The sequence below is a fragment of the Microbulbifer sp. HZ11 genome (genome assembly GCF_000708675.1).
In the GTDB taxonomy this organism is placed as follows: Bacteria; Pseudomonadota; Gammaproteobacteria; order Pseudomonadales; family Cellvibrionaceae; genus Microbulbifer.
In genome coordinates, this window is sequence record NZ_JELR01000001.1 from 699,362 (window position 1) to 720,693 (window position 21,332).

At 56.9% G+C, this 21,332-nt stretch carries 18 protein-coding genes; 2 read left to right on the plus strand and 16 right to left on the minus strand.

Annotated features, from left to right (window positions below; all coding sequences use genetic code 11):
• Positions 1–193 precede the first annotated feature (193 nt).
• Complete coding sequence (locus tag AU11_RS03040; protein WP_043316339.1) at positions 194–3,343, plus strand: TonB-dependent receptor; 3,150 nt, start codon at positions 194–196, stop codon at positions 3,341–3,343.
• Between the two features lie 93 nt (positions 3,344–3,436).
• On the opposite strand, the gene AU11_RS03045 is transcribed toward AU11_RS03040, so the two are convergent.
• The 16 genes from AU11_RS03045 to AU11_RS03120 all read right to left on the minus strand — a co-directional run bounded on the left by AU11_RS03045 (position 3,437) and on the right by AU11_RS03120 (position 19,162).
• Entirely contained in the window at positions 3,437–5,641 is a 2,205-nt protein-coding gene (locus AU11_RS03045) for a response regulator (RefSeq protein ID WP_043316340.1), read from the minus strand.
• A gap of 57 nt (positions 5,642–5,698) precedes the next feature.
• A complete protein-coding gene (locus AU11_RS03050; RefSeq protein WP_043316341.1) occupies positions 5,699–5,905 on the minus strand; it encodes a DUF2788 domain-containing protein in 207 nt (68 codons plus the stop codon).
• A gap of 173 nt (positions 5,906–6,078) precedes the next feature.
• Complete coding sequence (locus AU11_RS03055) at positions 6,079–6,348, minus strand: hypothetical protein (RefSeq protein WP_043316342.1); 270 nt, start codon at positions 6,346–6,348, stop codon at positions 6,079–6,081.
• Positions 6,349–6,563: 215 nt separating this feature from the next.
• Complete coding sequence (gene gspM / locus AU11_RS03060; RefSeq protein WP_043316343.1) at positions 6,564–7,052, minus strand: type II secretion system protein GspM; 489 nt, start codon at positions 7,050–7,052, stop codon at positions 6,564–6,566.
• 21 nt (positions 7,053–7,073) lie between these two features.
• Positions 7,074–8,435 carry a type II secretion system protein GspL gene (gspL, locus tag AU11_RS03065; RefSeq protein ID WP_043316344.1) on the minus strand — a complete coding sequence of 454 codons (1,362 nt, stop codon included), beginning with the start codon at positions 8,433–8,435 and terminating at the stop codon, positions 7,074–7,076.
• Positions 8,436–9,488 carry a type II secretion system minor pseudopilin GspK gene (gene gspK / locus AU11_RS03070; RefSeq protein ID WP_231491511.1) on the minus strand — a complete coding sequence of 351 codons (1,053 nt, stop codon included), beginning with the start codon at positions 9,486–9,488 and terminating at the stop codon, positions 8,436–8,438.
• Positions 9,485–10,297, minus strand: a complete 813-nt coding sequence (gene gspJ / locus AU11_RS03075; protein ID WP_051686898.1) for a type II secretion system minor pseudopilin GspJ — start codon at positions 10,295–10,297, stop codon at positions 9,485–9,487. Before gspJ ends, gspK begins: the two co-directional genes overlap by 4 nt.
• A gap of 7 nt (positions 10,298–10,304) precedes the next feature.
• Complete coding sequence (gene gspI / locus AU11_RS03080; RefSeq protein ID WP_051686899.1) at positions 10,305–10,694, minus strand: type II secretion system minor pseudopilin GspI; 390 nt, start codon at positions 10,692–10,694, stop codon at positions 10,305–10,307.
• Positions 10,684–11,286, minus strand: a complete 603-nt coding sequence (gene gspH, locus AU11_RS03085) for a type II secretion system minor pseudopilin GspH (RefSeq protein WP_043316345.1) — start codon at positions 11,284–11,286, stop codon at positions 10,684–10,686. The genes gspI and gspH overlap by 11 nt, the downstream gene beginning before the upstream one ends.
• 20 nt (positions 11,287–11,306) lie before the next feature.
• The gene (gspG, locus tag AU11_RS03090; RefSeq protein WP_043316346.1) at positions 11,307–11,735 is read right to left on the minus strand and encodes a type II secretion system major pseudopilin GspG; all 429 of its coding nucleotides are present in this window, start codon (positions 11,733–11,735) and stop codon (positions 11,307–11,309) included.
• A 56-nt stretch (positions 11,736–11,791) separates the two neighbouring features.
• Positions 11,792–13,009, minus strand: a complete 1,218-nt coding sequence (gene gspF / locus AU11_RS03095) for a type II secretion system inner membrane protein GspF (RefSeq protein ID WP_043316347.1) — start codon at positions 13,007–13,009, stop codon at positions 11,792–11,794.
• Position 13,010: 1 nt separating this feature from the next.
• A complete protein-coding gene (gspE, locus tag AU11_RS03100; protein WP_043316348.1) occupies positions 13,011–14,489 on the minus strand; it encodes a type II secretion system ATPase GspE in 1,479 nt (492 codons plus the stop codon).
• Positions 14,489–16,471: a type II secretion system secretin GspD gene (gene gspD / locus AU11_RS03105; RefSeq protein WP_081847901.1), complete on the minus strand. Its 1,983-nt coding sequence runs from the start codon at positions 16,469–16,471 to the stop codon at positions 14,489–14,491. The genes gspE and gspD overlap by 1 nt, the downstream gene beginning before the upstream one ends.
• Positions 16,472–16,575: 104 nt before the next feature.
• On the minus strand, positions 16,576–17,256 hold the full coding sequence (locus AU11_RS03110; protein ID WP_043318016.1) for a type II secretion system protein N: 681 nt from the start codon (positions 17,254–17,256) through the stop codon (positions 16,576–16,578).
• A gap of 227 nt (positions 17,257–17,483) precedes the next feature.
• Entirely contained in the window at positions 17,484–18,413 is a 930-nt protein-coding gene (locus tag AU11_RS03115; protein WP_043316350.1) for an electron transfer flavoprotein subunit alpha/FixB family protein, read from the minus strand.
• A complete protein-coding gene (locus AU11_RS03120) occupies positions 18,413–19,162 on the minus strand; it encodes an electron transfer flavoprotein subunit beta/FixA family protein (protein WP_043316351.1) in 750 nt (249 codons plus the stop codon). Before AU11_RS03120 ends, AU11_RS03115 begins: the two co-directional genes overlap by 1 nt.
• A 442-nt stretch (positions 19,163–19,604) precedes the next feature.
• On the opposite strand from AU11_RS03120, the gene AU11_RS03125 reads away from it, so the two are divergent.
• Entirely contained in the window at positions 19,605–21,242 is a 1,638-nt protein-coding gene (locus tag AU11_RS03125; protein WP_043316352.1) for an electron transfer flavoprotein-ubiquinone oxidoreductase, read from the plus strand.
• The last annotated feature ends 90 nt before the right edge of the window (positions 21,243–21,332 follow it).

The following is a 21,332-nucleotide window of genomic DNA, read 5'->3' on the forward strand; positions in this document are numbered from 1 at the left end:
TTGCGACAATTCGGAAATATTTTCTTCACTCCGCTGCAAGACTTCTCCACAACAATGGGCGCGCCGAATGTTCGGCCGGCTGCACTGCAGACCGAGACCTACATGAACGAGATACACATTCAGGCCCGCGGGAAAGATACCGAGGATACGGTGCGCCCGCACGGCAACCAGAAGTACACATTAGGAGAGTTCCATGATCAGTTCCGTAAAACGCAACGCCTTTCCGGTTGCGCTACTATCCGCAGCGGTAATCTCCGCACTGGGAATCGCACCGACCGCCAGCGCGCAACAGACGACTTCGGCCATTCGTGGCGTAGTTACCAGCGATGGGGGGAAACCCGTCGAAAATGCCAAGCTCACCATCATTCACCAGCCCTCCAATACCCAGAGCGTTATTGAAAGTGGCAATGCTGGCCGCTTCACTGCATCCGGCCTGCGTGTAGGTGGTCCTTATACCGTGCGCGTTGAGTCCGATTTTGGTGATGAGACGGTTAACGGCATTTATCTTTCCCTGGGCAATCCCTTAGTCCTCCCCATCGACCTCGATAGCGATGACGTGGAAGTGAATGAACTTGAAGAGGTTGTAGTGACGGCAGAGGCGCTGCTGTCAAAGAACCGCGGTTCCAGCAGTGTTTTCGGTGAAGACCAGATTTCCTCCGCTGCAACCTTCAATCGCGATCTCAAGGAAGTCATCCGGGCCAACCCACTGGCGGTGGTCAGCCCCGATGGCACCGAGCTCAGCATCGCGGGCTCCAACCCGAAATACAACGCGTTCACCATCGACAGCGTGGGTATCAACGATACGTTCGGCCTGCAGTCCAACGGTTACCCGACCAACCGCCCACCAATCTCCCTGGATGCGGTTGAGCAGATCTCCGTGGATTTCGCACCATTCGATGCCCGTATCGGAAAGTTTGGCGGCGGGAACATTAACGCGGTGACCAAATCCGGTACCAACGAATATCACGGCAGCATCTACGTCGAAAATACGCCGTGGACTGGCACTGCCAAAGACGACCGACTGCCCACCGATGGCTCGGTTACTGAGATCGATATCGAGAACGAAGAAGAGACTTACGGTGCGACCTTCAGCGGCGCGCTGGTCCAGGACAAACTGTTTTTCTTCTCTTCCTATGAGAAGTGGGAAGAAGAAGTCGCGTTTGATTACGACCTGAACACCCTCGCCAATCACGATGTAACCCCAGCGGAGCGCGACCGCGCCCTGGCGATTCTTCAGGATGTATACGGCCTGAATGACACTGCAGGATCTGCCCCTGATCCCGATAGCGATGAAAAGGTTCTGGTAAAACTGGACTGGAATATCGCCGATAACCAGCGCGCCGACTTCACCTACAGCACCCAGGAAACCCGCTCCGCGCGCAACTACACCGACGGCAGCGCCACCCTGAATCTAGGCTCCAACCTGTGGACCATGGCCCAGGACACCACCTACTACACCGCGCACCTGTTCTCGGACTGGAGCGATGTATTCAGCACTGAGGTGAACCTGTCCTACAAGGACTATGAGCAGGCCTCCCTGACCAGCTCCAGCTGGGGGGAAATCAATATCCAGACCGAAGATGGGTATATCGTCGCCGGTGCGGATGAAAACCGCCACGCTAACGTGCTGGCCAACGAAGTATGGAACTTTGGCGTACACGGCACCTACCTGGCCGGTGAAGTCCAGTATCGCTTTGGTGCGGAACTGGAGGACACCTGGAACTACAACCTCTACGGCCGCGATGCACGGGGCACCTGGACCTTTGACGACCTCGACGCGTTTGAAAACCGCGAAGTCGCCAGCCTCGAGTACAGCAACGCCTACACCAACAACATCGATGATATTGCCTACGATGTAAATGGCACCACCTACTCCCTTTACGGTGAAGCCACCTTCGAGCCATTCGCCGGATTTGAGCTTGTGGCCGGTCTGCGCTACGAGACCCTGAGCATCGACAGCGCCCCCAACCAGAACGATAATTTTGTGGAAACCTATGGTTTCAGCAACACTGAAAACCTGGATGGACGCGACATCTTCCTGCCGCGCATCGGCTTTAACTGGGCGGTTCAGGATGACCTGACCCTGCGCGGTGGCGTCGGACGCTTCAGCGGCGGCATGCCGCTGGTGTGGGTATCCAATGCCTACACCAACGACGGCACCACCAAGGATTCTTACTACAGCACCGATGTTGACCCTTCCGACGTCGATTTCACCGGTGTCCCTCAGGCGGCGTTGGACGCCCTGGAACCCGGTGCCGGCAGCACCAACACCATCGATCCAGACTTCGAGCTTCCTTCCGACTGGCGCTACCAGCTGGCTGCGGACTATGTGTTTGCAATTCCGGGCGTGGGTGATGACTTCAGCTGGAGCACCGAAGTCATGTACGTCGATCGTGAAAATGCGGTGTACTGGCGCGACCTGTCGCGGGTCGATAACGGCAAGCGTATCGGCGACCGCATTATCTGGGACAGCATCTATGATGGCACCGAGTTCGAAGGCAACTACGACCTGGAGCTGACCAACGTCGACAATGGTGGCCGCAGTATCATTTGGTCCACCGCCCTGGACAAAGCCTTTGACAATGGCCTCTCCTTCAACCTGTCCTACACCAATCAGGACATTACCGAAGTGAATCCGGGTACCAGCTCCACGGCGGAATCCAACTTCCAGTACGAAGTGACCGAAAACCGCAACCAGCCCTTGGAAGGCACTGCCTACTACGAAATCGAGCATCGCTTCGTTCTGAATCTGGGCTACCGCGCCGAGTTCATCCAGGGTTACGCCACCAACTTCAACCTGTTCATGGAGCGCCGTTCTGGACGTCCGTTCTCCTGGACCCTGGACTCCTACCGCGATGCACACTTCGGCGATCAGGCCAGTTTCGACGACTCCGATGTGTACCTGGCCTATATCCCGTCCGGCGCGGATGACCCCAACGTGGACTTTGAGAATGGTCTGAGCTACGCGGAAATCATGGAAATGGCCCGTGCCGCCGGTGTCGATGGTTATGCCGGTGGGTTTGTAGACAAATACTCCGACAACATGCCCTGGGTAACCACCATGGATCTGGCAATCAGCCAGGAAGTCCCAGGCTTTATGCCGGAGCACCGCGGCCTGGTGTACCTGACCATCGATAACTTTGCCAATCTGCTGAATGACGATTGGGGTAAGGTATACGATCTGGAGTTCCCGCAGAACAAACTGTTCGATTTCGAAGTCAATGAAGACGGGCAGTACGTTTACGACGAACCGTTCGGCGGATTTGATTCGCGCAACTACAGCCGTTTCGAGGCCGCTGAGTCTACCTGGCGTGTGAAGCTGGGCCTGAAATACAACTTCTGATCCAGCCCCTGCAGAGCCGGAAAGTTACGGCTCCGCAAAACAAAAAATGGCCTGTCAATGACAGGCCATTTTTTTAACTGCTTCGCGATGAGCTTATTCGCCGAGCCAACGTTCCAGTGTCTCCGCCAGACTGTCTTTACTCAGCGGCTTGGTAAGGAAATCGTCCATTCCCGCTGCCAGACAACGTCCCTCAAACTGCTCTTCCGTGGTACTGGTCAATGCAACAATCGGCAAGCGATCGTCGGTGGAATATTCGCTTTCCCACAACCGCAGCTGCTCGATAATCTCCGCGCTGTGACCAGTGTTCTGCTGGCAATCCACCAGTAACAGGTCAAAGTTGTTCTCCGGTAGCAACAGCAGTGCCTCTTCGACGGACGGAACCACCTGCACCTGATACCCCAATGCCTGCACCATTTCCTCGGTCACCCCCTGGTGCTGTCGAGACTCCTCGATCAGTAACAGGTTGTTTTTGCGGGGCACTGCAGATTGTTGGCTGACCACCCGCCGGCTGGCTTTTTTCTGACCACCGAACAATCGCAGTACCAACGCATCGTGAAACTCTTTGCGCGTCACCGGACGGGCCAGATATTGCGCCTCAGGGTCTGCCGCAGCCAGCGGTGAAAACTCCAGCTTGTGCCCATAACCTCCCAGACACAACAGGGGGAATTTGGTACCTTCCGCCTTATTTGAAGTAATCACCTGGGTTACGCCACTCAACATCTGCACATCCCCAGCCGCCGGTGCCAATACCACCAGCTGCCCGCGCTCCATAAACTGCAGCAGCTCATCCATGGGCGCGGTACTGCCGTCATCCCAGACTTCGCAGGACACCTCCATGCCAAACGACTTCAGTTGTTGCACGATACCACCCACGAACAGGCCGCGCTGATGCAGTAGCAGAATCTCGGTATCCTGGAGACGCCGGTCTGGCTGCAGGTAAATACGCTGGTTCGGCTCGATTTCGAATTTGATCACCGCCTGGTAACGATTGCCCTCGTCAGATGAGTGCAGCTGCAGGTAACCCCCCATGGCCTCCGCCAGGCCCTTGGCGATATTCAGCCCGAGTCCAGTGGTCACCTGGGTGGTGTCCATACGGGAGAATGCACCGAACAGTTCCGACTCGTCCGGCAGGATTTCACCGCGACCGTTGTCCACCAGCTTGAGGGTCAACTGTCCTTCCTCGGTCCCCACCTGCTCAAACAGGACTTCCCCCCACAGCTCACCGCTTTCGGCGATTACCGTCGCGGAGTCAACCAGGTTGCGAATCAGCTGTGCGGTCTTGCGGTTGTCGCCGGTCACCATGACCGGCAGCTCATCACTGATCTGAAAATTGAACTCGAGGCGCTGACGCTGGGCAGCGCGCGCGGCGAACTTGAAGGCTTTCTCTATGGTTCGGACAAGATTGAACGGCGCGCGTCGCAGGTGAATGTCTTTGCGGGCCACTCGGGTAAACATACCGACATTATCAACCAGCTTTAGCTGTTGATTGCAGGCGTTCTTGGCCAGTCGCACCCACTCCCGTTGCCGCTCGGAAAGACGATCCCCCTCCAGCAAAGCCAGGGCTCCCAAAGAGTCTGACAGCTGACTGCGAAATTCCTGCCCGACATTGGCGAGAAATTCATTAGTCACCTCTACCGCGGCCTCGGAATGCTTACGCGCGGCGGCGAGGTTGCTCGCTTTCTGCTGCAATGCCTGCATGGCTGCCACGCGATCCCAGTAATTCTCCGACTCGCGCCTAGCCTGGTGCGCCATCAGCCACACAAAGGCCAGCGTTAACGCGCCATAAATAGCCCCGAGAATATCCGCAGTCATAAACCCCTGAAGGGCCGCGGGTACCAATGAGCCGGCCAGAAACCAGGTCAGAAAACGGTGATAGGGGGAAAACACCGAGGCCACACTGGCGCAGAACACCACTGTATAAAGCCAGAGGAATTGGGTGGCCGGTGAGAAGCCGAGAAGGAATACATGGCTCAGCAGGATAACGCCCCACCACATAGCACCGAGTGTTGAGGCCAGGAAATAGCGATGGCGCCAGCGTTTGGGGCCCGTGGCGTAAATATTATCGAAGCGAAAAACGTAATAGGCACGGAACAGCGTGACCAGTACCAATACGATCGCCAGGGAAAGTACCAATTTGGGCGCGATGGTTCTCAGCTCACCAATGGCGACGGCAATAGCAAACGCCACCATGGTGAACAGCATTCCACGGCGACTGTACTTGGCTATCCGGGTATCCGTATTGCGGCATACACGGCGATCTTTCTGGACTTTGAGTTCCGGGTGATCAAATAACGGCATAGCGATTTCCGGCGAACGCTCCCTGTGACGGAAATGTCGAGGCGTTGCAATGGCCTGTTACTGGCCGAGGCCCATGACTTCGACCAATACGGTTTTTACGAGGAAGCCCAGCAAGCCTAGCCCAAGTGCGGTGAAGAGAATAAAGGTGCCAAAGCGCCCGGCCTTGGACTCCTTCGCCAGATTCCAGACGATAAACACCATAAACAGAATCAGGCCCCCGATACCTACAATCAGGGAGTACTCTTCAAACAGCTCGAAGCTCATGACACCTCTTCCACGCGTAATTCCCGGTCGCGGCCGGGTTACCACTTATCCCGGCGTGTTACCGGCGAAAAATTGGCGCGTATTGTATAGGAGGTCGCAACGCTTAACCATGTACCTTTCGGGCAGATCGAACGCGGGCCCCAAGAGCGGATACCCCGTTTTCAGGGTGCACTTTACGCGCCCTGATAATAGTCGCTATCGTCGACACGGGTGCCACATTTCACACGACGGACCTCGCGGTCCCGATACCGGCTGTCTTGCCAGCAACGCGGCAGTGACTCCCCCGACAAAAAGCGTAACTGCTCTTTATCAAACACTTCTGGATCCTGAATCTCCTCGCCCCACAGGTATCGACCGACAACGGTCAGTTCGTACGGATTGGTCAGGGTGACCACGTCGGCCACATCAATCAGGTGGTTACCTTCGGCATTTCTCAACAACATGCTTGACCTCTATTTCTTCTCAATACCCATCAGTATAGAGAGAAAATGGCGCCATCCGGGAGCAAATCCATCAGCCGATACAAAACCGCAGCCCATCCAGGATTCCAGATAATCGACAAAAAAAGTGAAAACCAGGCAAAAACCAACAGAAAAAAAAGAAGTGTCGCCCAAAATGCATACAGCACCTGGGCGAATAGTCAAAATAAAGGAAGGTATCAGCGCTCCAGGGTCAGGCGGGCAGAGACCATGCCCTCCTCAGCCAACGCATCGACACTGACAGAGCGAATGGTAAAGCGCTGCTGCAGCAGAGTATTCAACCACGGCTGCAGATCCTGATAGCGCGCCTCATCCACCCACAGACGAATACGTCGATCGCCCTCTGGTTCAAACCGCTTGATGGTGACTTTGTGATTGTCGGCCGCCGCAGTTACCCGCTGCAATAAGGTCCCTCGCCCCTCAGACTGGCCACCACCGGCGCGCTGCACCCGTTCCAGCTGCGGTCGCTGGCGCTCAATCCATTGCACCAGCTCCTGCGCCGCCTCGGCATCGGCCCGCGCGTTATCGAAATAGGACTGGGCGGGCCTGAACAGCCCGAACACAATGATCATCAGCCCGAGAAACAGCCCCAGAATTCCCAGCGCGCGCTGATCCCCGGGCGGCAAAGCGAGCCACTTCAGTCGCCATTGTTCCAATGTTTGCTTCATATTCGCTCTTCGTGATCGCGGTTAACGCAGACGAATCCGGCCGGATACGCCCTCTTCCAGCTCGTTGGCAGCCAGTAGCTCAGCCTTGAACTGCCCCTGCCCCAACTTGCTGACGACGGAGTCCAACTGGCCCAAATTGGCAGCGCGCAGCTGCAGTACCAGCTCCCCGCGATTGCCGTCAAAGCGCAGCGACTGCAGTTTGAGTTCGCCACTCTTGGCACCGCCCCAAACCGAACTCAACTGCTGTAACTGACCGGCGAACTCGCCGCCGCCACCGCTGGACTGATTAAGGTAACCGGTTATCTGACGGCGCAGATCCGCACTGGGAGAATCATCGGGGAAGATCTCGGAAAACAGGTCCCGTGCAGCGGCCTCTGCGTTCGCTGCTTTGATTTTGAAATAGGTGCCCGCACCGACGAAAAAGACCAGTTGCAATACAAAACATGCGGCCAACGCAATTGCCGGCTTCTTCCACCAGGGGCCTTCGGCAGATTGCAACGCCACCTGATAAGGGCCTGAGAGCAGATTTCCGGGTACGGATGTGCCCAGGGTACCCACAAACTGGTCTTCCGGAGCTTCATCCACCACGTTCGCGGTGCCGAGCTGCTCCAGGGTGGCACGCTCCAACTCCGTTGCATCACCCATCACGCGCAGCGGCAAAGAATCTGAAGCTTCTATGGCAAGCTCAGCCCCACCACTATCAGCGCCCGGGGCAGTAGCATCGGCGACGAACAGGCTTTCTGCAATCACGCCCGCCAGCGGCCGGTTTACCGATAGCCCGCGCCCACTGACGTGCCAGAAATGCACCCTCTCTCCATCAAACCATACTGCCGACTCAGCGCCCGTATTCGCCAGCAGACGGTACTCCGGGATGGCAACGGTGACCGGCCATCCGAGCCGCTCGAACTGCGACTTCAGAATTGCCAGCTTGAGGCTTGCCACCGCCATCACGCTGCACAGCTCACCCTGCACCGGTTCGCACACAAAATGGAGATCTTCGACGTCCTCGGCCAGCTGCTCCTCGACCATATAGCCCACAGCCTGACTCTGCCGGCGGGCAGCGCGGGGTACCGTTTCGAGCCCATTCCAGACCCAGGTGCCGGGAACCAGCAGAACACCGCGCTCACCCGGCTCAAACTCCAGCGATAGACCCGGAGCCGGCTCGGCTTCGGGTACCGCAACCTGCGCGTCGACACTACCCGCTACCACTGGCTCCGCCTCGCTGGCGAACGCCTGCACAAAGTCCTCATCAACGGCTACGGGTTGCCACTGCTTCTGGTGCCAGTACTCAAGCACAACGGCCCCGGAGCCCAGCACCTGGTCACCGCTATGGGCCCCGGCACCGGGCTCCCGCAGCCGCAATAGTTTTACTTCCTGGCTCAATTAGACCCCCAATAATTCCTGCAAAAACTGCCCGGAGAATTCGCGCCGCTGGCGCTGTATGACTTTTATTTTTCCTGTGGTGGTGTCGAGTTTCAGAATCGACTCCCAATACTGGCGATGCTCGGTGCCCATCTCCAGGCCCAGCTGCACTGCGATATGCGCAACATAATACGCGCTGTTGAAATCCAGATCCCCCCCACCGGAGATGTTGAACGGGGAAAGCTCGGACATTTGCGTGAACATCACACCGGATTCCCGCTGCGTAATAAGACTCGCGATATCGGCGGAGGGAAACATTGCCGATAACAGCTCGGCAGACGCTGTGTTCACGTTAACGGGAGTCCCGGCCTCCGGCAGCGCACAGAGCTCGCGCTGCAGTTGATGCCACACTTCAGGCTCCATACCCTGCACGGCAGTCAGTTCGGAAACATCGGTAATCAGGGTATCCGGTGTGCGATAGGCCAGTTCCAAGCCGAGGTAGCCGGTATCTTCCCCCCCGGAAGCCAGTGGTGTGTCACCGGGGTCAAGCCAATCCTCGATGGCCAGTGCCATATCTGCCTGCCCGCCCAGATTACTCACCAGGCGCCGCAATACCGGCCCGGGGCCACTGCCCGCGGTACCACTCCCGCCGGACCCGGAACTGCTTGAGCTCGCGGGAACCGTCAAATTATTTACATTAAAACATCCCTGTAAGTCTTTGATTAATATGCGAATTTTACCGTTTCCAGGATTGAACTCGGTCTGATGCTGAGCCCAGAGCTCATGTAGATTGTCACTGGCATTAGCGGCTTCGCGATCCTCTTCAAAGTCTTTCTCGAGAGTCACTTTCGCCCAGGCTTCGGCGCCGTGTACGAACTCCGCCAACTGGGTGTTGGCGAGAATGGCACTGGTACGGGAAATCGCCAGGCGGTTACGAGTCACCGCGTGCGTCACTGCCGCCACTGCAATAACCATCACCAGAAGTACGGTAATCAGCGCCACACCCCGCTGATCGCGCAGCAGCCCTCTGGAAAGTCGGTGGCGAGTGTTTTCAGAATAGGAAGAGGGTTTCACTGGCGCTCCTCGTCCGAACCATCACCGCTGTCACTGCCGCGGTCGTCATCACCACTACCGGAGCTGTCATCATCGTCGCCACCCCCGGAACTGCCACCGCTGCTACCGGTTGCGGAAACAACGGTATATTCCGGAAGGGAAAACAGTCGACGCATCTCACCGCCGGTCCGGGTCAACAGCGTAACCTCGATGGCCTGAGGTAATCGGAGATCCACCGCACCGGGTGTGGTGCCCGACGAAGCCGGTGGCCACTGGGCCAACCAGGTCTGGGTATCCCGATCAAAATATCGCACATTCAACTCGATAATACCGTCCAATACCGGCTCGGCTACCGGCTCGGAATCCGGGCCGCGATCAAGGATTCGCCAGCGGCTGCGCAGCAGCAGCGCGGTATCGTCTTCCGCCTGCTCGTACCGGTCATCATCCTCGTCCGCATAGCCGATGCCGTAATGGAGCCGCTGCAGATTGCCACGGGGATCGCCGGTGAGGTTCGCGGCGCCAAGGCGGGTGAACTCAAATTCGTTACTCAGCCCCAGAAACGCCGGCTCGTAACCGCTGTAGCCATTCTTCACCGGCCGCGCGGTAAACTGTCGCAGGTCATCATCCAGCCGATACATGGCCATGGACAGGCGGCGCATTTCGTCGGCACGGGCGTTCAACGCGCGGTCAGTGGTAAAAAAAGTTTCCAACAGGGAATAGGAGCCGATGCCGATGATGGAGACGATCACCAGCACTACCGTAACCTCAATCAGGGTAAAGCCTGACTGGGTCCGATTCGACAGCTTGTGGGGATTGGTTGGGAGCCGCATAGTGATGTTACTCCGCCACCCAGGAATCGATGGTAAGCAGCGGCGATTTGTCCGGCCACCCCACCTGAACGATGATGTGCCGCATGCGCGGTTCACTGGTTGACTTGACCTCCGCGGTGACCTCCCACTCCCGCTCCGCCAGTAATACCCGCTCGGTTTTCTTACCCAAGGGAGGCCAGTCGGTGCGTAGGCGAATCTCTGCCAGCGCCTGCTGCGCCACCAGATTCGCGGTAAGACGCTCTTCCAGTGCAGCCTGTTGTCGCACGCTATCCTGCATGGTTTTCAGTACGCTCGCGGCGATCACCCCAAAAATCACCAGGGCAACCAGCACCTCTACCAGGGTAAATCCACGCGCGGATTCAGACCGGGCTCGCAGCGTGGGCCGCTTAGTAGTCATCGGTCCGCCACTCCAGCTGCATACCGTAGAGACTGCTATAGGAAATGACCGCGCCGCGAGCCACGTCGCCATCGCGCATCAGAAAGAATGCCACTTCCACCGGCAATACTTCACCACTGGACAGGGCCGCGAACTGAGGCTTTACCTCTTTTTCTTTATCGTCTTTGGCGCTATTAGAGCGGCCGCTGGGCGTAAAACTGCTGTTGCTGTCCGCACCGGGAAGTTCTGCCTGCGAGAGCACTTCAAGACGCATATTGGATGGCAGCTCATGGGACATAAACCGACCGGCACTGGAGGTCTTGGCCACACCGGCGACATCGATTTCCTGCCATCTCAGCGCGGAGGAGTCATAGCGGACAACCTGATAGCGATCATCTTCGAATACCACACCGTAGTGGGATTTATCGATCAATGCGCGGTCAGCCACCAACTGCAGCAGATTTGCCAGCCGCTGGACCTCTCCGGTCCAATTTCGACTATCGGTACTGCGAAGTGAGAGCGTCGCCATGCCCGCCAGGGTAGCGATTATGAAAATCACCACCAGCAACTCGATCAGGGTAAACCCCCGTTGGCGGCGGGACGGCACACGCATAACGAAATCAGTCTCCGGGCTTACAGCTCGGAAGCAAACAGATCCGCGGCCTCACCTTCACCGCCCGGCTTGCCGTCGGCACCCAGGCTGAACAGATCGTAGGGACCGCTGCTGCCTGGGCTGATGTACTGGTACTCGTTGCCCCACGGATCCTTGGGCACGCGCTTCAGGTAGGGTTCAACCCAGTTTTTGGCCTCGGGAAAACCGGATGGTTTGGTTACCAGTGCTTCTAGGCCCTGATCGGAGCTTGGATAGACAAAGTTATCCATGCGGTACAGGTCCAGCTGGGAGGAGATGGCACGCAAATCAACGGTGGCCGCCTTGATTCGAGCCTCCCCGGTACGCCCCATGATATTGGGCACGACCAGCGCACCCAATACGCCGAGGATCACGATCACCACCATGATCTCAATCAGGGTAAATCCCTGGCTCTTACGCAAATTTTTCATTTCTCACCTCGCGTGTTCAAAATCCGTTGGCACCACTGTTCCGCTTCGGAAGCAAATCAGACCACCAACTGGTTCATGTTCATAATCGGCATCATGATTGCCATTACGATAAACAAAACAATCCCAGCCATCACCAGCAACATCAGCGGTTCAAACAGGCTGACAAACGCGGTAACCGCACCCTGCAGATCCCGCTCCTGGTTCTCCGCGGCGCGCTCCAGCATTTCATCCAGTGTCCCGGAGGACTCACCACTGGCAATCATATAGGTCATCATCGGCGGGAAGTACTCCACGTCCTCCAGTGCCCGCCGCAGGCTGCCACCTTCGCGTACAAACTTCTGTGCAGTCTGTAGTCTTTCCTTCAGAAAATCGTTGCCCATGACCCCGCTGGCAATACCCATGGCCTGCACCAGCGGCACACTACTGCCGGTCAGAATCGCCAGAGTACCGACATAACGCGCGCTCTGGCCGCCGCGCACCAGCCAGCCGATCACCGGCATTTCCAGCAACCGGTGGTGATAGCGATAACGGAAACCCGGCTGGCGCAGAAGCAGTAGCCAGCCCACCACCAGCAACACGAGCACCGGAGGAATAATCCAGCCCCAGGAGGAAATAAAATCGCTGATCGAAACCAGGATACGCGTTGCCATTGGCAGCTGTTGCCCGGTACCGGTGAATACTTCGATCACATCGGGAACCACGTACACCATCAGGCCGGTTACCACGAGCACACAGATCACCACCAGTACGATGGGGTAAATCAGTGCCAGCTGCACTTTTTGTCGAAACTGCTGCTGACTCTCGGTGTAATCCGCCAACCGCTCCAGCACGTCGTCCAGGTGCCCGGAGTGTTCCCCCGCCTCGACGGTCGCGCGATAGAGTTTGGGAAACGCCCGCGGGAAACTGCCCAGCGCCTGGGCAAGACTGTGACCTTCCAGCACCTTGGCACGAATCGCCAGCACTATGCGGCGCACCTTCTGGTTACGGGTCTGGTTAGCGATAGCGCTGAGGGTTTCTTCCAGCGGAATGCCGGCGCGCAGCAGGGTTGCGATCTGCCGGGTCAGCAGGGCTAATGGCTTGATACCAAGCCCGGGGCTACCACTGAGAAAACTGCCCGTGGACTGTTGAGAGGAGTCACCCGCTGCGGTGACCTCCAGGGGAATCAGGCCTTTCGCGCGCAATTGCTGGCGCGCGGCCTTTGCACTGTCCGCTTCGAGTGTGCCGCGATTTTTGCGCCCGCCACTATTGAGTGCCGTGTACTCAAATGCCCCCATGTCAGGACTCCTGGGTTACCCGCAGCACTTCTTCCAGTGAAGTGATTCCAGCCAACACCTTGGCCATACCATCATCGCGAATACTGGGGCCGAGTTTACGAGCCTCACTCACCAGCGCACTTTCCGAATCACGATCGTGAATCATCTGCCGCAAACGCTCGTTGACCGGTACCAGCTCATAAATACCGACTCGGCCGAGGTAGCCACTGTGATTACACTTTTCACAGCCACCGGGCCGATATATGGTCGCCTCCCCATCTTCCGGAATACCGAGCATTCTCAGCTCAAAGGCATCCGCCGCATGAGGCTGTCGGCAATCCGGGCACAACACCCGCACCAGACGCTGGGCCAAGACGCCGATAATACTCGAAGAGAGCAGGAACGGTTCGATCCCCATATCCACCAATCGGGTGACCGCACCCAGAGCGGTATTGGTATGCAGGGTGGAAAGCACCAGGTGACCGGTCAAACTGGCCTGAATGGCAATCTGCATGGTTTCCAGGTCGCGGATCTCACCCACCATCACTACGTCCGGGTCCTGACGCAAAATGGCACGCAAACCACGGGCAAAGGTCATATCCGCCTTGGTGTTTACCTGGGTCTGGCCAACCCCTTCCAGGTTGTATTCCACCGGGTCTTCCACGGTGAGAATATTCTTTTCCCGATTATTGATACTGGCGAGGCCGGCATACAAAGTGGTGGTTTTACCGGAACCCGTTGGGCCGGTAACAAGCAGAATGCCATGCGGCCGGCTCAACAGCTCGGTGATAACCTTCAGGTCACGCTCGGCCATGCCCAGCTGACGCATATCCATTTTACCGGCCTGCTTGTCCAGCAGACGCATTACCACCCGCTCACCGGCAGATGACGGCATGGTAGATACACGCACGTCCACTTCCCTGCCGCCCATCAATAGGGAAATCCGGCCGTCCTGAGGAACACGCTTTTCGGCGATATCCAGCTTCGCCATTACCTTGATCCGCGAAACCAGCAATGGTGCAAGTGCGCGACGCGGTTGCAGTACTTCCCGCAGGACGCCATCCACCCGGAAGCGCACCACCAGGCGTTTTTCAAAGGTTTCGATATGGATGTCCGAAGCCCCCTGCTTGAGGGATTCGGCAAAAATGGCATTGATCAGCTTGACGATGGGCGCATCGTCTTCCTGCTCCAGCAGGTCCTCGGTCTCCGGCAGGGAGTCGGCGACTGCCGCAAGATCCAGGTCCTCGCCCAGCCCTTCGACATCGGATAGGTTACCGCCTTCGCGGTTTTCATATTCCCGCTGCAGCGACTGCTGGAATGTTTCCAGGTCAACCGGGGCTACCCCGAGCGGCACTTCACATAGTCGCTGCACTTCCGCCAGCACTGAAGGGTTCAGCGGCGCTACATACTGACAGACCGGAGTGCCCTCAACGTCCGCCAGCAGCACCTGATGCCGCTTGGCAAACGCATATGGGAGGCGTTTCAGTACCACTTCCGCCATTACTTGACGCCCTCAGGCTCCACCGGAACAGGCTCCTGAGATTCCTGCTCGTAACTTGCTGCAGGTGGCAGCAGGTCAGGCAGCACATCGCCCCGATTCCAGTCCCAGATACGGCTGGTATCATCACGCATACGCAGCTGCTTCTCCTGCATATCGCGGTAGCGGCGACGGGTTTCCTCGTAACCGGCAATCTGATTACTGAGAATACGCGGGCGGATAAACACCATCAGGTTGGTTTTGCTTACATCTTTTTGGGCATTCCGGAACAGGCGACCAATCCCGGGAATATCCCCCAACAACGGAACTTTATTCTTTAGTTCAGTGACATTGTCTTCAATAAGACCACCCAGCACGAGAATAGCACCATCATCAATCAACACTTTGGTGCGGATTTCACGCTTACTGGTAATAATGTCTACGGCTTCACCGGAAGCTGTCGCTGCTGGGGCGATGTTTTCAACCTTTTGTTCGATTTCCAAAGTAACCGAGTTGTTGTTATTCACTCGCGGGGTCACCTTGAGGATGGTACCGATATCCTGACGCTGGACAGTCTGAAAGGGGTCGTTATTGCTGCCAGTGGTCAACTGTGACCCGGTAATAAACGGCACGTTCTGGCCCACCAGAATCTCCGCCTCTTCATTGTCCAGCGCCATGATTTGCGGCGTCGACAGAATATTCGCGTTAGATTCGCTGGCAATTGCGTTTATCGCCACGCGAACATCGGTGCCACTCAGGAACCCAAGGTTCAACCCGCTTCCAACAAGGTTTAATGGGTCCAAAGACCCCGGGTTGATAGGAATTCCGTCGACTTCAATGGTGTTGTCCCCATCCGGATCGCCAATCGCCACATCGTTATTGAATCCGGCAAAAATATCGTCGTTATTACCTGCCAACCATTTGATTCCCAGCTGGTTACCAGTGCCTTCCGTCACCTCGACGATAATCGCCTCAATCAAAACCTGTGCCCGACGCACATCCAGTTTGGCAATTACCCCTTTCATCGTTTCCAGCAGCGATGGGGGCGCGGTAAGAATCAGCGCATTCAGTTCCTCATTCACCTGAATGCTGACCTCGACATCCGCCACCTGCTGATCTTTTTCGGTTTTCTGGATACTGCCGCTCATCCCTTCGAGAATGGGTTTCAGATCCACCGCGCTGGCGTACTGCACATAGACCACGGCGGTATTACCCTCGCCGGCCAGCGGCTGGTCGAGGCGCTGGATGACCTTCTTGAGCTGGGTGCGGGTGACCGGGTCGCCGGTCAGAAGAATGCTGTTGGAACGCTCGTCTACGGCGATACGCAACGGTTGCACATCGTTACCGGCCTGCTTACCACCGCCCTGCAACAATTCGTTCAACACCTGCTTGACCTCTTTGGCGGAGGCAAATTCCAGAGCAACCAGCTCAATATCGATAGCCCCCGCACGGTCCAACTGTTTGATAAGCCGTACTATCTGGTCGATATTTGCGGCCCGGTCGGCGACGATCAGCGTGTTGGTATCCGCGTAGGCCGCCAGGTGGCCGGTCTGTGGGATCAACGGCCGCAGCATGGCGATCAGCTGTGCAGCGGAGATATTCTCCACCTTGACCGTGCGCACCACCAGCGCCTCACCGGGCGCCCGGGTCTGCTCGTCAATAACCGGAATGGCCTGTTGCTTGGCCAGTGCGTCGGGCACGACCTTCCAGGCATCCCCCTGCTCCACCAGGCTGAAGCCGTTCACCTGCAGCACAGACATAAAAACGTCGAAGGCCTGGGCGTGGGTCATGGGATCACCCGCAACCACGGTCACTTTGCCCTTTACATTGGGGTGAACAATGATGTTTTTGCCGGTGAAATCCGCAGCCCAGTTAATCAGGTCGCGAATATCGGCGTTGTCGAGAGAAAGTGTCACTCTCTCCGGAGAAGACTGAGCCAGCACCGAAAAAGACAACAAAAAACCCATGGCGACTGCAACCAGTCGTCGGTGTAACACGCTCATCATTATGAATCTGACTCTAATTCTTATCTGGTCGTTAAATGGTTAGGTCTTGAAAGCAAAGCGAATACCCAAATCCCCATTCGCTCACCGGTTCGCTGGCGAAGTCGTCAGCGGCTTGATTGCGCCCCCTGACGCTCCCGAGCCATTTCACGCAACTGCTCAAGGCGTTCGCGAATGGACTGCTGCTTATCCGCCTGACTACCACTGGAGTTGGCACTGATCACCTTGGCCGCCTGGCGGGCATAGTTGGCGTACTGTTTGGGAACAGTCGGGCGACCTTCCGCATCTGGGTAGGTCAATTTTTCCATCTGCCCGTTACGGCGAAGGATAATATGGTCGACTTCAACGGAGTAGACCTCGGCGCCCCCCGGCAAGGTCTGTCCTACAAAAACACGCTCAGCGGGTTTCCCCCTTTCCGCAATCAAGGCACTGGCGTGCTCGTTGACGCTGCTGCTCAGCACGCCAGATAACACCAGATTCAATTGGGTGATAGGAATATTGGCCAGGTCGATCTCAGGCTCTTCCGCCTTTTTGACCGGAGCGACACCAAAAAATGCCGTTGAGGGAAGAGTTGTGGTGGCATTTTGCGCCACAGAGCGGGTGGTCCGCTCGACTAACAGGCTGTCCGAACCGTCATCGGGGACCGCGAGGTGCCCGTAGGCCATCAGATTCACGGCAAACCAGCCGCCGACCACCGCCGCAGTAGCGAGTAGCCCTCTCTTGGCACTACTTCCGGGAGCCCCCGGATTCTGTAGTGCGGACGATAATGTGCGCTTGACCAATGACATGATGAAACCCGTCACAAACAGCATGATTCTAATTATTGGGCGCCTATTCTCGGGGCTTCCCCCCAGAAAGGCAATGTTCCAGCCTGCATAGGCTAAGGAATAACCAACAGGCAAGTAAAGCATTACTGGCCGCAAAATCCGGCACAGTGTCCCAACATTCACACAAAATAAGAAAGGCGGCCTGTGGCCGCCCTTCTTATTTTGGAGTGAAGTATATGAACTGATTGTTACAGTTTGGTTTCCAGCTCCGGCACCGCATCGAACAGGTCGGCCACCAAGCCGTAATCCGCTACGGAGAAGATCGGCGCTTCTTCATCCTTGTTAATCGCCACGATTACCTTGGAGTCTTTCATGCCCGCCAAGTGCTGAATCGCGCCAGAAATACCTACCGCAATATACAGGTCCGGCGCCACAATCTTGCCGGTCTGACCGACCTGCATATCGTTCGGCACAAAGCCTGCGTCAACCGCGGCGCGGGATGCACCAACAGCAGCCCCCAGCTTGTCTGCCACTTTATACAGCAGCTCAAAGTTGTCACCATTCTGCATGCCGCGACCGCCGGAGATGACTACGCGCGCCGCGGTCAGCTCCGGACGATCGGATTCCGCCAGCTCTTCACCGACAAACTTGGAAACCGCCGCGTCGTCAACAATATCCACGGACTCTACGGAAGCACTGCCACCTTCAGCCGAAACCGGATCAAATGCGGTAGCGCGCACAGACGCCACCTTGATGGCATCGGAGCTCTGAACCGTGGCAATAACGTTGCCTGCGTAAATCGGGCGCTTGAAGGTATCGGCGCTTTCTACGGCAATGATGTCAGAGATGGGCTGCACATCCAGCAATGCTGCGGCACGCGGCAGCATATTCTTGCCAGTCGTTGTCGCCGGAGCCAGTACGTGGCTGTAGTTTTTACCAAGATCTGCCACCAGCTTGGCGACGTTTTCCGCCAGCTGGTGCTCATATGCAGCATTGTCCGCCACCAGCACCTTGGCCACACCCTCAACCTTGGCTGCCGCCTCGCCGACAGCGGCACAGTTATTGCCCGCCACCAGCACATCAATGTCACCACCAATGGCTTTGGCCGCAGCGATGGTGTTCAGCGTGGCGCCTTTCAGTTCCGCATTATCGTGTTCTGCAATTACAAGAATACTCATCAGATTACCTTCGCCTCGCTCTTCAGTTTTTCCACCAGTTCCGCAACATCGGCAACCTTGATGCCCGCCTGACGTTCTGCTGGCGGCTCAACTTTCAGGGTTTTGGTGCGCGGGGCGATATCCACACCCAGCTCTTCCGGATTGGTCACATCCAGAGGCTTTTTCTTGGCTTTCATGATGTTGGGCAGGGAGGCGTAGCGGGGCTCGTTCAAGCGCAGGTCGGTGGTCACCACCGCCGGAAGGGTCAACTCGACAGTCTGCAGGCCACCGTCGATTTCACGGGTCACCTTGACGGCGCCTTCTTCAACATTGACTTCAGAGGCAAACGTGCCCTGCCCCATACCTGTCAGTGCAGCCAGCATCTGACCAGTCTGATTGTTGTCTCCATCGATGGACTGCTTGCCCAGGATAACCAGCTGGGGCTCTTCCTTTTCCACCAGCGCCTTCAGGCACTTGGCCACTGCCAGCGGTTGCAGCTCAGCATCGGTTTCTACCTGAATACCACGATCGGCACCCAGAGCCAAGGCGGTACGAATCTGTTCCTGACACTGCTTCGGGCCCATGGATACAGCGACTATCTCGCTAACCACACCCTTCTCCTTCAGGCGAACCGCTTCTTCTACAGCGATCTCACAGAAGGGGTTGATGGACATCTTGACGTTGGCAGTGTCCACATCTGAACCGTCCGCCTTAGGGCGAACTTTCACGTTGTAATCGACAACGCGCTTCACGGCTACAAGAACTTTCATGAAAATCCCGTCTCAGTAGTCTACATAAAGGCCACAGCCTGCTGCCGTAACGGCGCTGACCTGCGGCATGGGTAACTCGCGCAGCCTCGCGGCTGAGTGTTTCAGCGGCCCTGCCAAACCACCCGGAGCGAGTGTTTTAAGGCACCTGCGAGCCAGCCTCCAGTTCAAACAAGCGTTTGAGCGGCGTGTATGTTGGCCCTTTCACAGACCAAAATCAATAGTCGAATAGTAAGCCTAGCAGCCATTCACAAGATCAATTTCAAGCCATAAACACGCCCAATCCCCAGGGTGCAACAACCCGAAAATACGCCAGTATTTGCCAGCAGAAATGAAAATTTACGCAATTGGTGGGGGTGTGCGATGCCCGATATAATCCGCCTACCTATAAATTGCCTGCCATAATTCGGCGGGTGAATAATTAAACCTGTTTGAGGAGAGACCTGTGGAACGCGAGTCAATGGAATACGACGTAGTCATCGTCGGCGCGGGCCCTGCCGGACTTGCCGCCGCAATCAAGCTGCGTCAGATCAACGAAGACATCGCCGTGTGTGTTGTAGAAAAAGGCTCTGAAGTCGGTGCGCACATTCTCTCCGGCGCTGTATTCGAACCCACCGCCCTCAATGAGCTCTTCCCCGACTGGAAAGAGCGTGGTGCGCCACTGGAAACCGCCGTCAATGGCGACGATATATATGTACTGCGCGGACCGGAAAGCGCCTTAAAGGTGCCCGGCATGCTGGTCCCCAGCACCATGCACAACGAAGGCAATTACATTATCAGTCTCGGCAACCTGTGCCGCTGGCTCGCCGAACAGGCCGAGGCCCTGGGGGTCGAGATCTTCCCGGGCTTTGCCGCAGCCGAAGTGCTGTATAACGAAGACGGCTCGGTAAAAGGCATCGCTACCGGCGATATGGGTGTTGGCATGAACGGTGAGGAGAAAGACTCCTACATGCCAGGTATGGAACTGCATGCGAAATACACCCTGTTTGCCGAAGGCTGTCGTGGGCACCTGGGTAAACAGCTGATCGCCAAGTTCTCCCTCGATGCGGACCGCGACCCGCAGCACTACGGCATCGGCATCAAGGAAATCTGGAAAGTAGACAGCGACAAGCACCAGCAGGGCCTTGTCGTACACACCGCCGGCTGGCCCCTGGACGAGTCCGGCTCTGCCGGTGGTGGCTTCCTGTATCACCTGGAAGATAGCCAGGTGGTTGTGGGCCTGATTACCGACCTCTCCTACAGCAACCCCCATGTCAGTCCGTTTGATGAATTCCAGCGCTACAAACACCACCCGGTGATCAAGCAGTACCTGGAGGGCGGCCAACGCGTGGCCTACGGTGCCCGCGCCATTGTCAAAGGTGGCCTGCAGTCCCAGCCGAAAATGACCTTCCCCGGCGGCCTGCTGATCGGCGACGACGCCGGCACCCTGAACTTCGCCAAGATCAAGGGCAACCACACCGCCATGAAGTCCGGCATGCTGGCGGCGGAGTCCGTGGCGGAAGCACTGGCTGCGGAACGCACCAGCGACGAGCTGACCGATTACAGCGAACGCTACAAAAACAGCTGGGCCTGGAAGGAATTGCACATGCAGCGCAACTTCGGGCCCGCGCAGCACAAGTGGGGCAACATTCTCGGTTCGGCCTACGCCTTTATTGATATCAACCTGTTCAAGGGCAAGCTGCCCTGGACCCTGAGCGATAGCAAAGCCGACCACGCCCAGCTGAAGCCAGCCGCGGACTGCAAGAAAATTGACTACCCGAAGCCGGACGGCGTACTCAGCTTCGACAAACTCTCCTCGGTGTTCATCTCCAACACCAACCATGAGGAAGATCAGCCCTGCCACCTGACCCTGAAAGACAGTGACATCCCGCTGAATCACAACCTGCCGATCTACGATGAGCCGGCACAACGCTACTGTCCTGCCGGCGTGTACGAAGTGATCGAGGAAGGTGACAGCAAGCGCTTCCAGATCAATGCGCAGAACTGCGTGCACTGTAAGACCTGCGACATCAAAGACCCGACGCAGAACATTGTGTGGATCGCACCGGAAGGTGGCGGTGGTCCGAACTACCCGAATATGTAATCAGCTGATCACATTACCTATGGGGGCGTCTCTGGCGCCCCTTTTTTATGCCTGAAAACCGGAAAACTCGTGGGTACACAACGAAAAAAG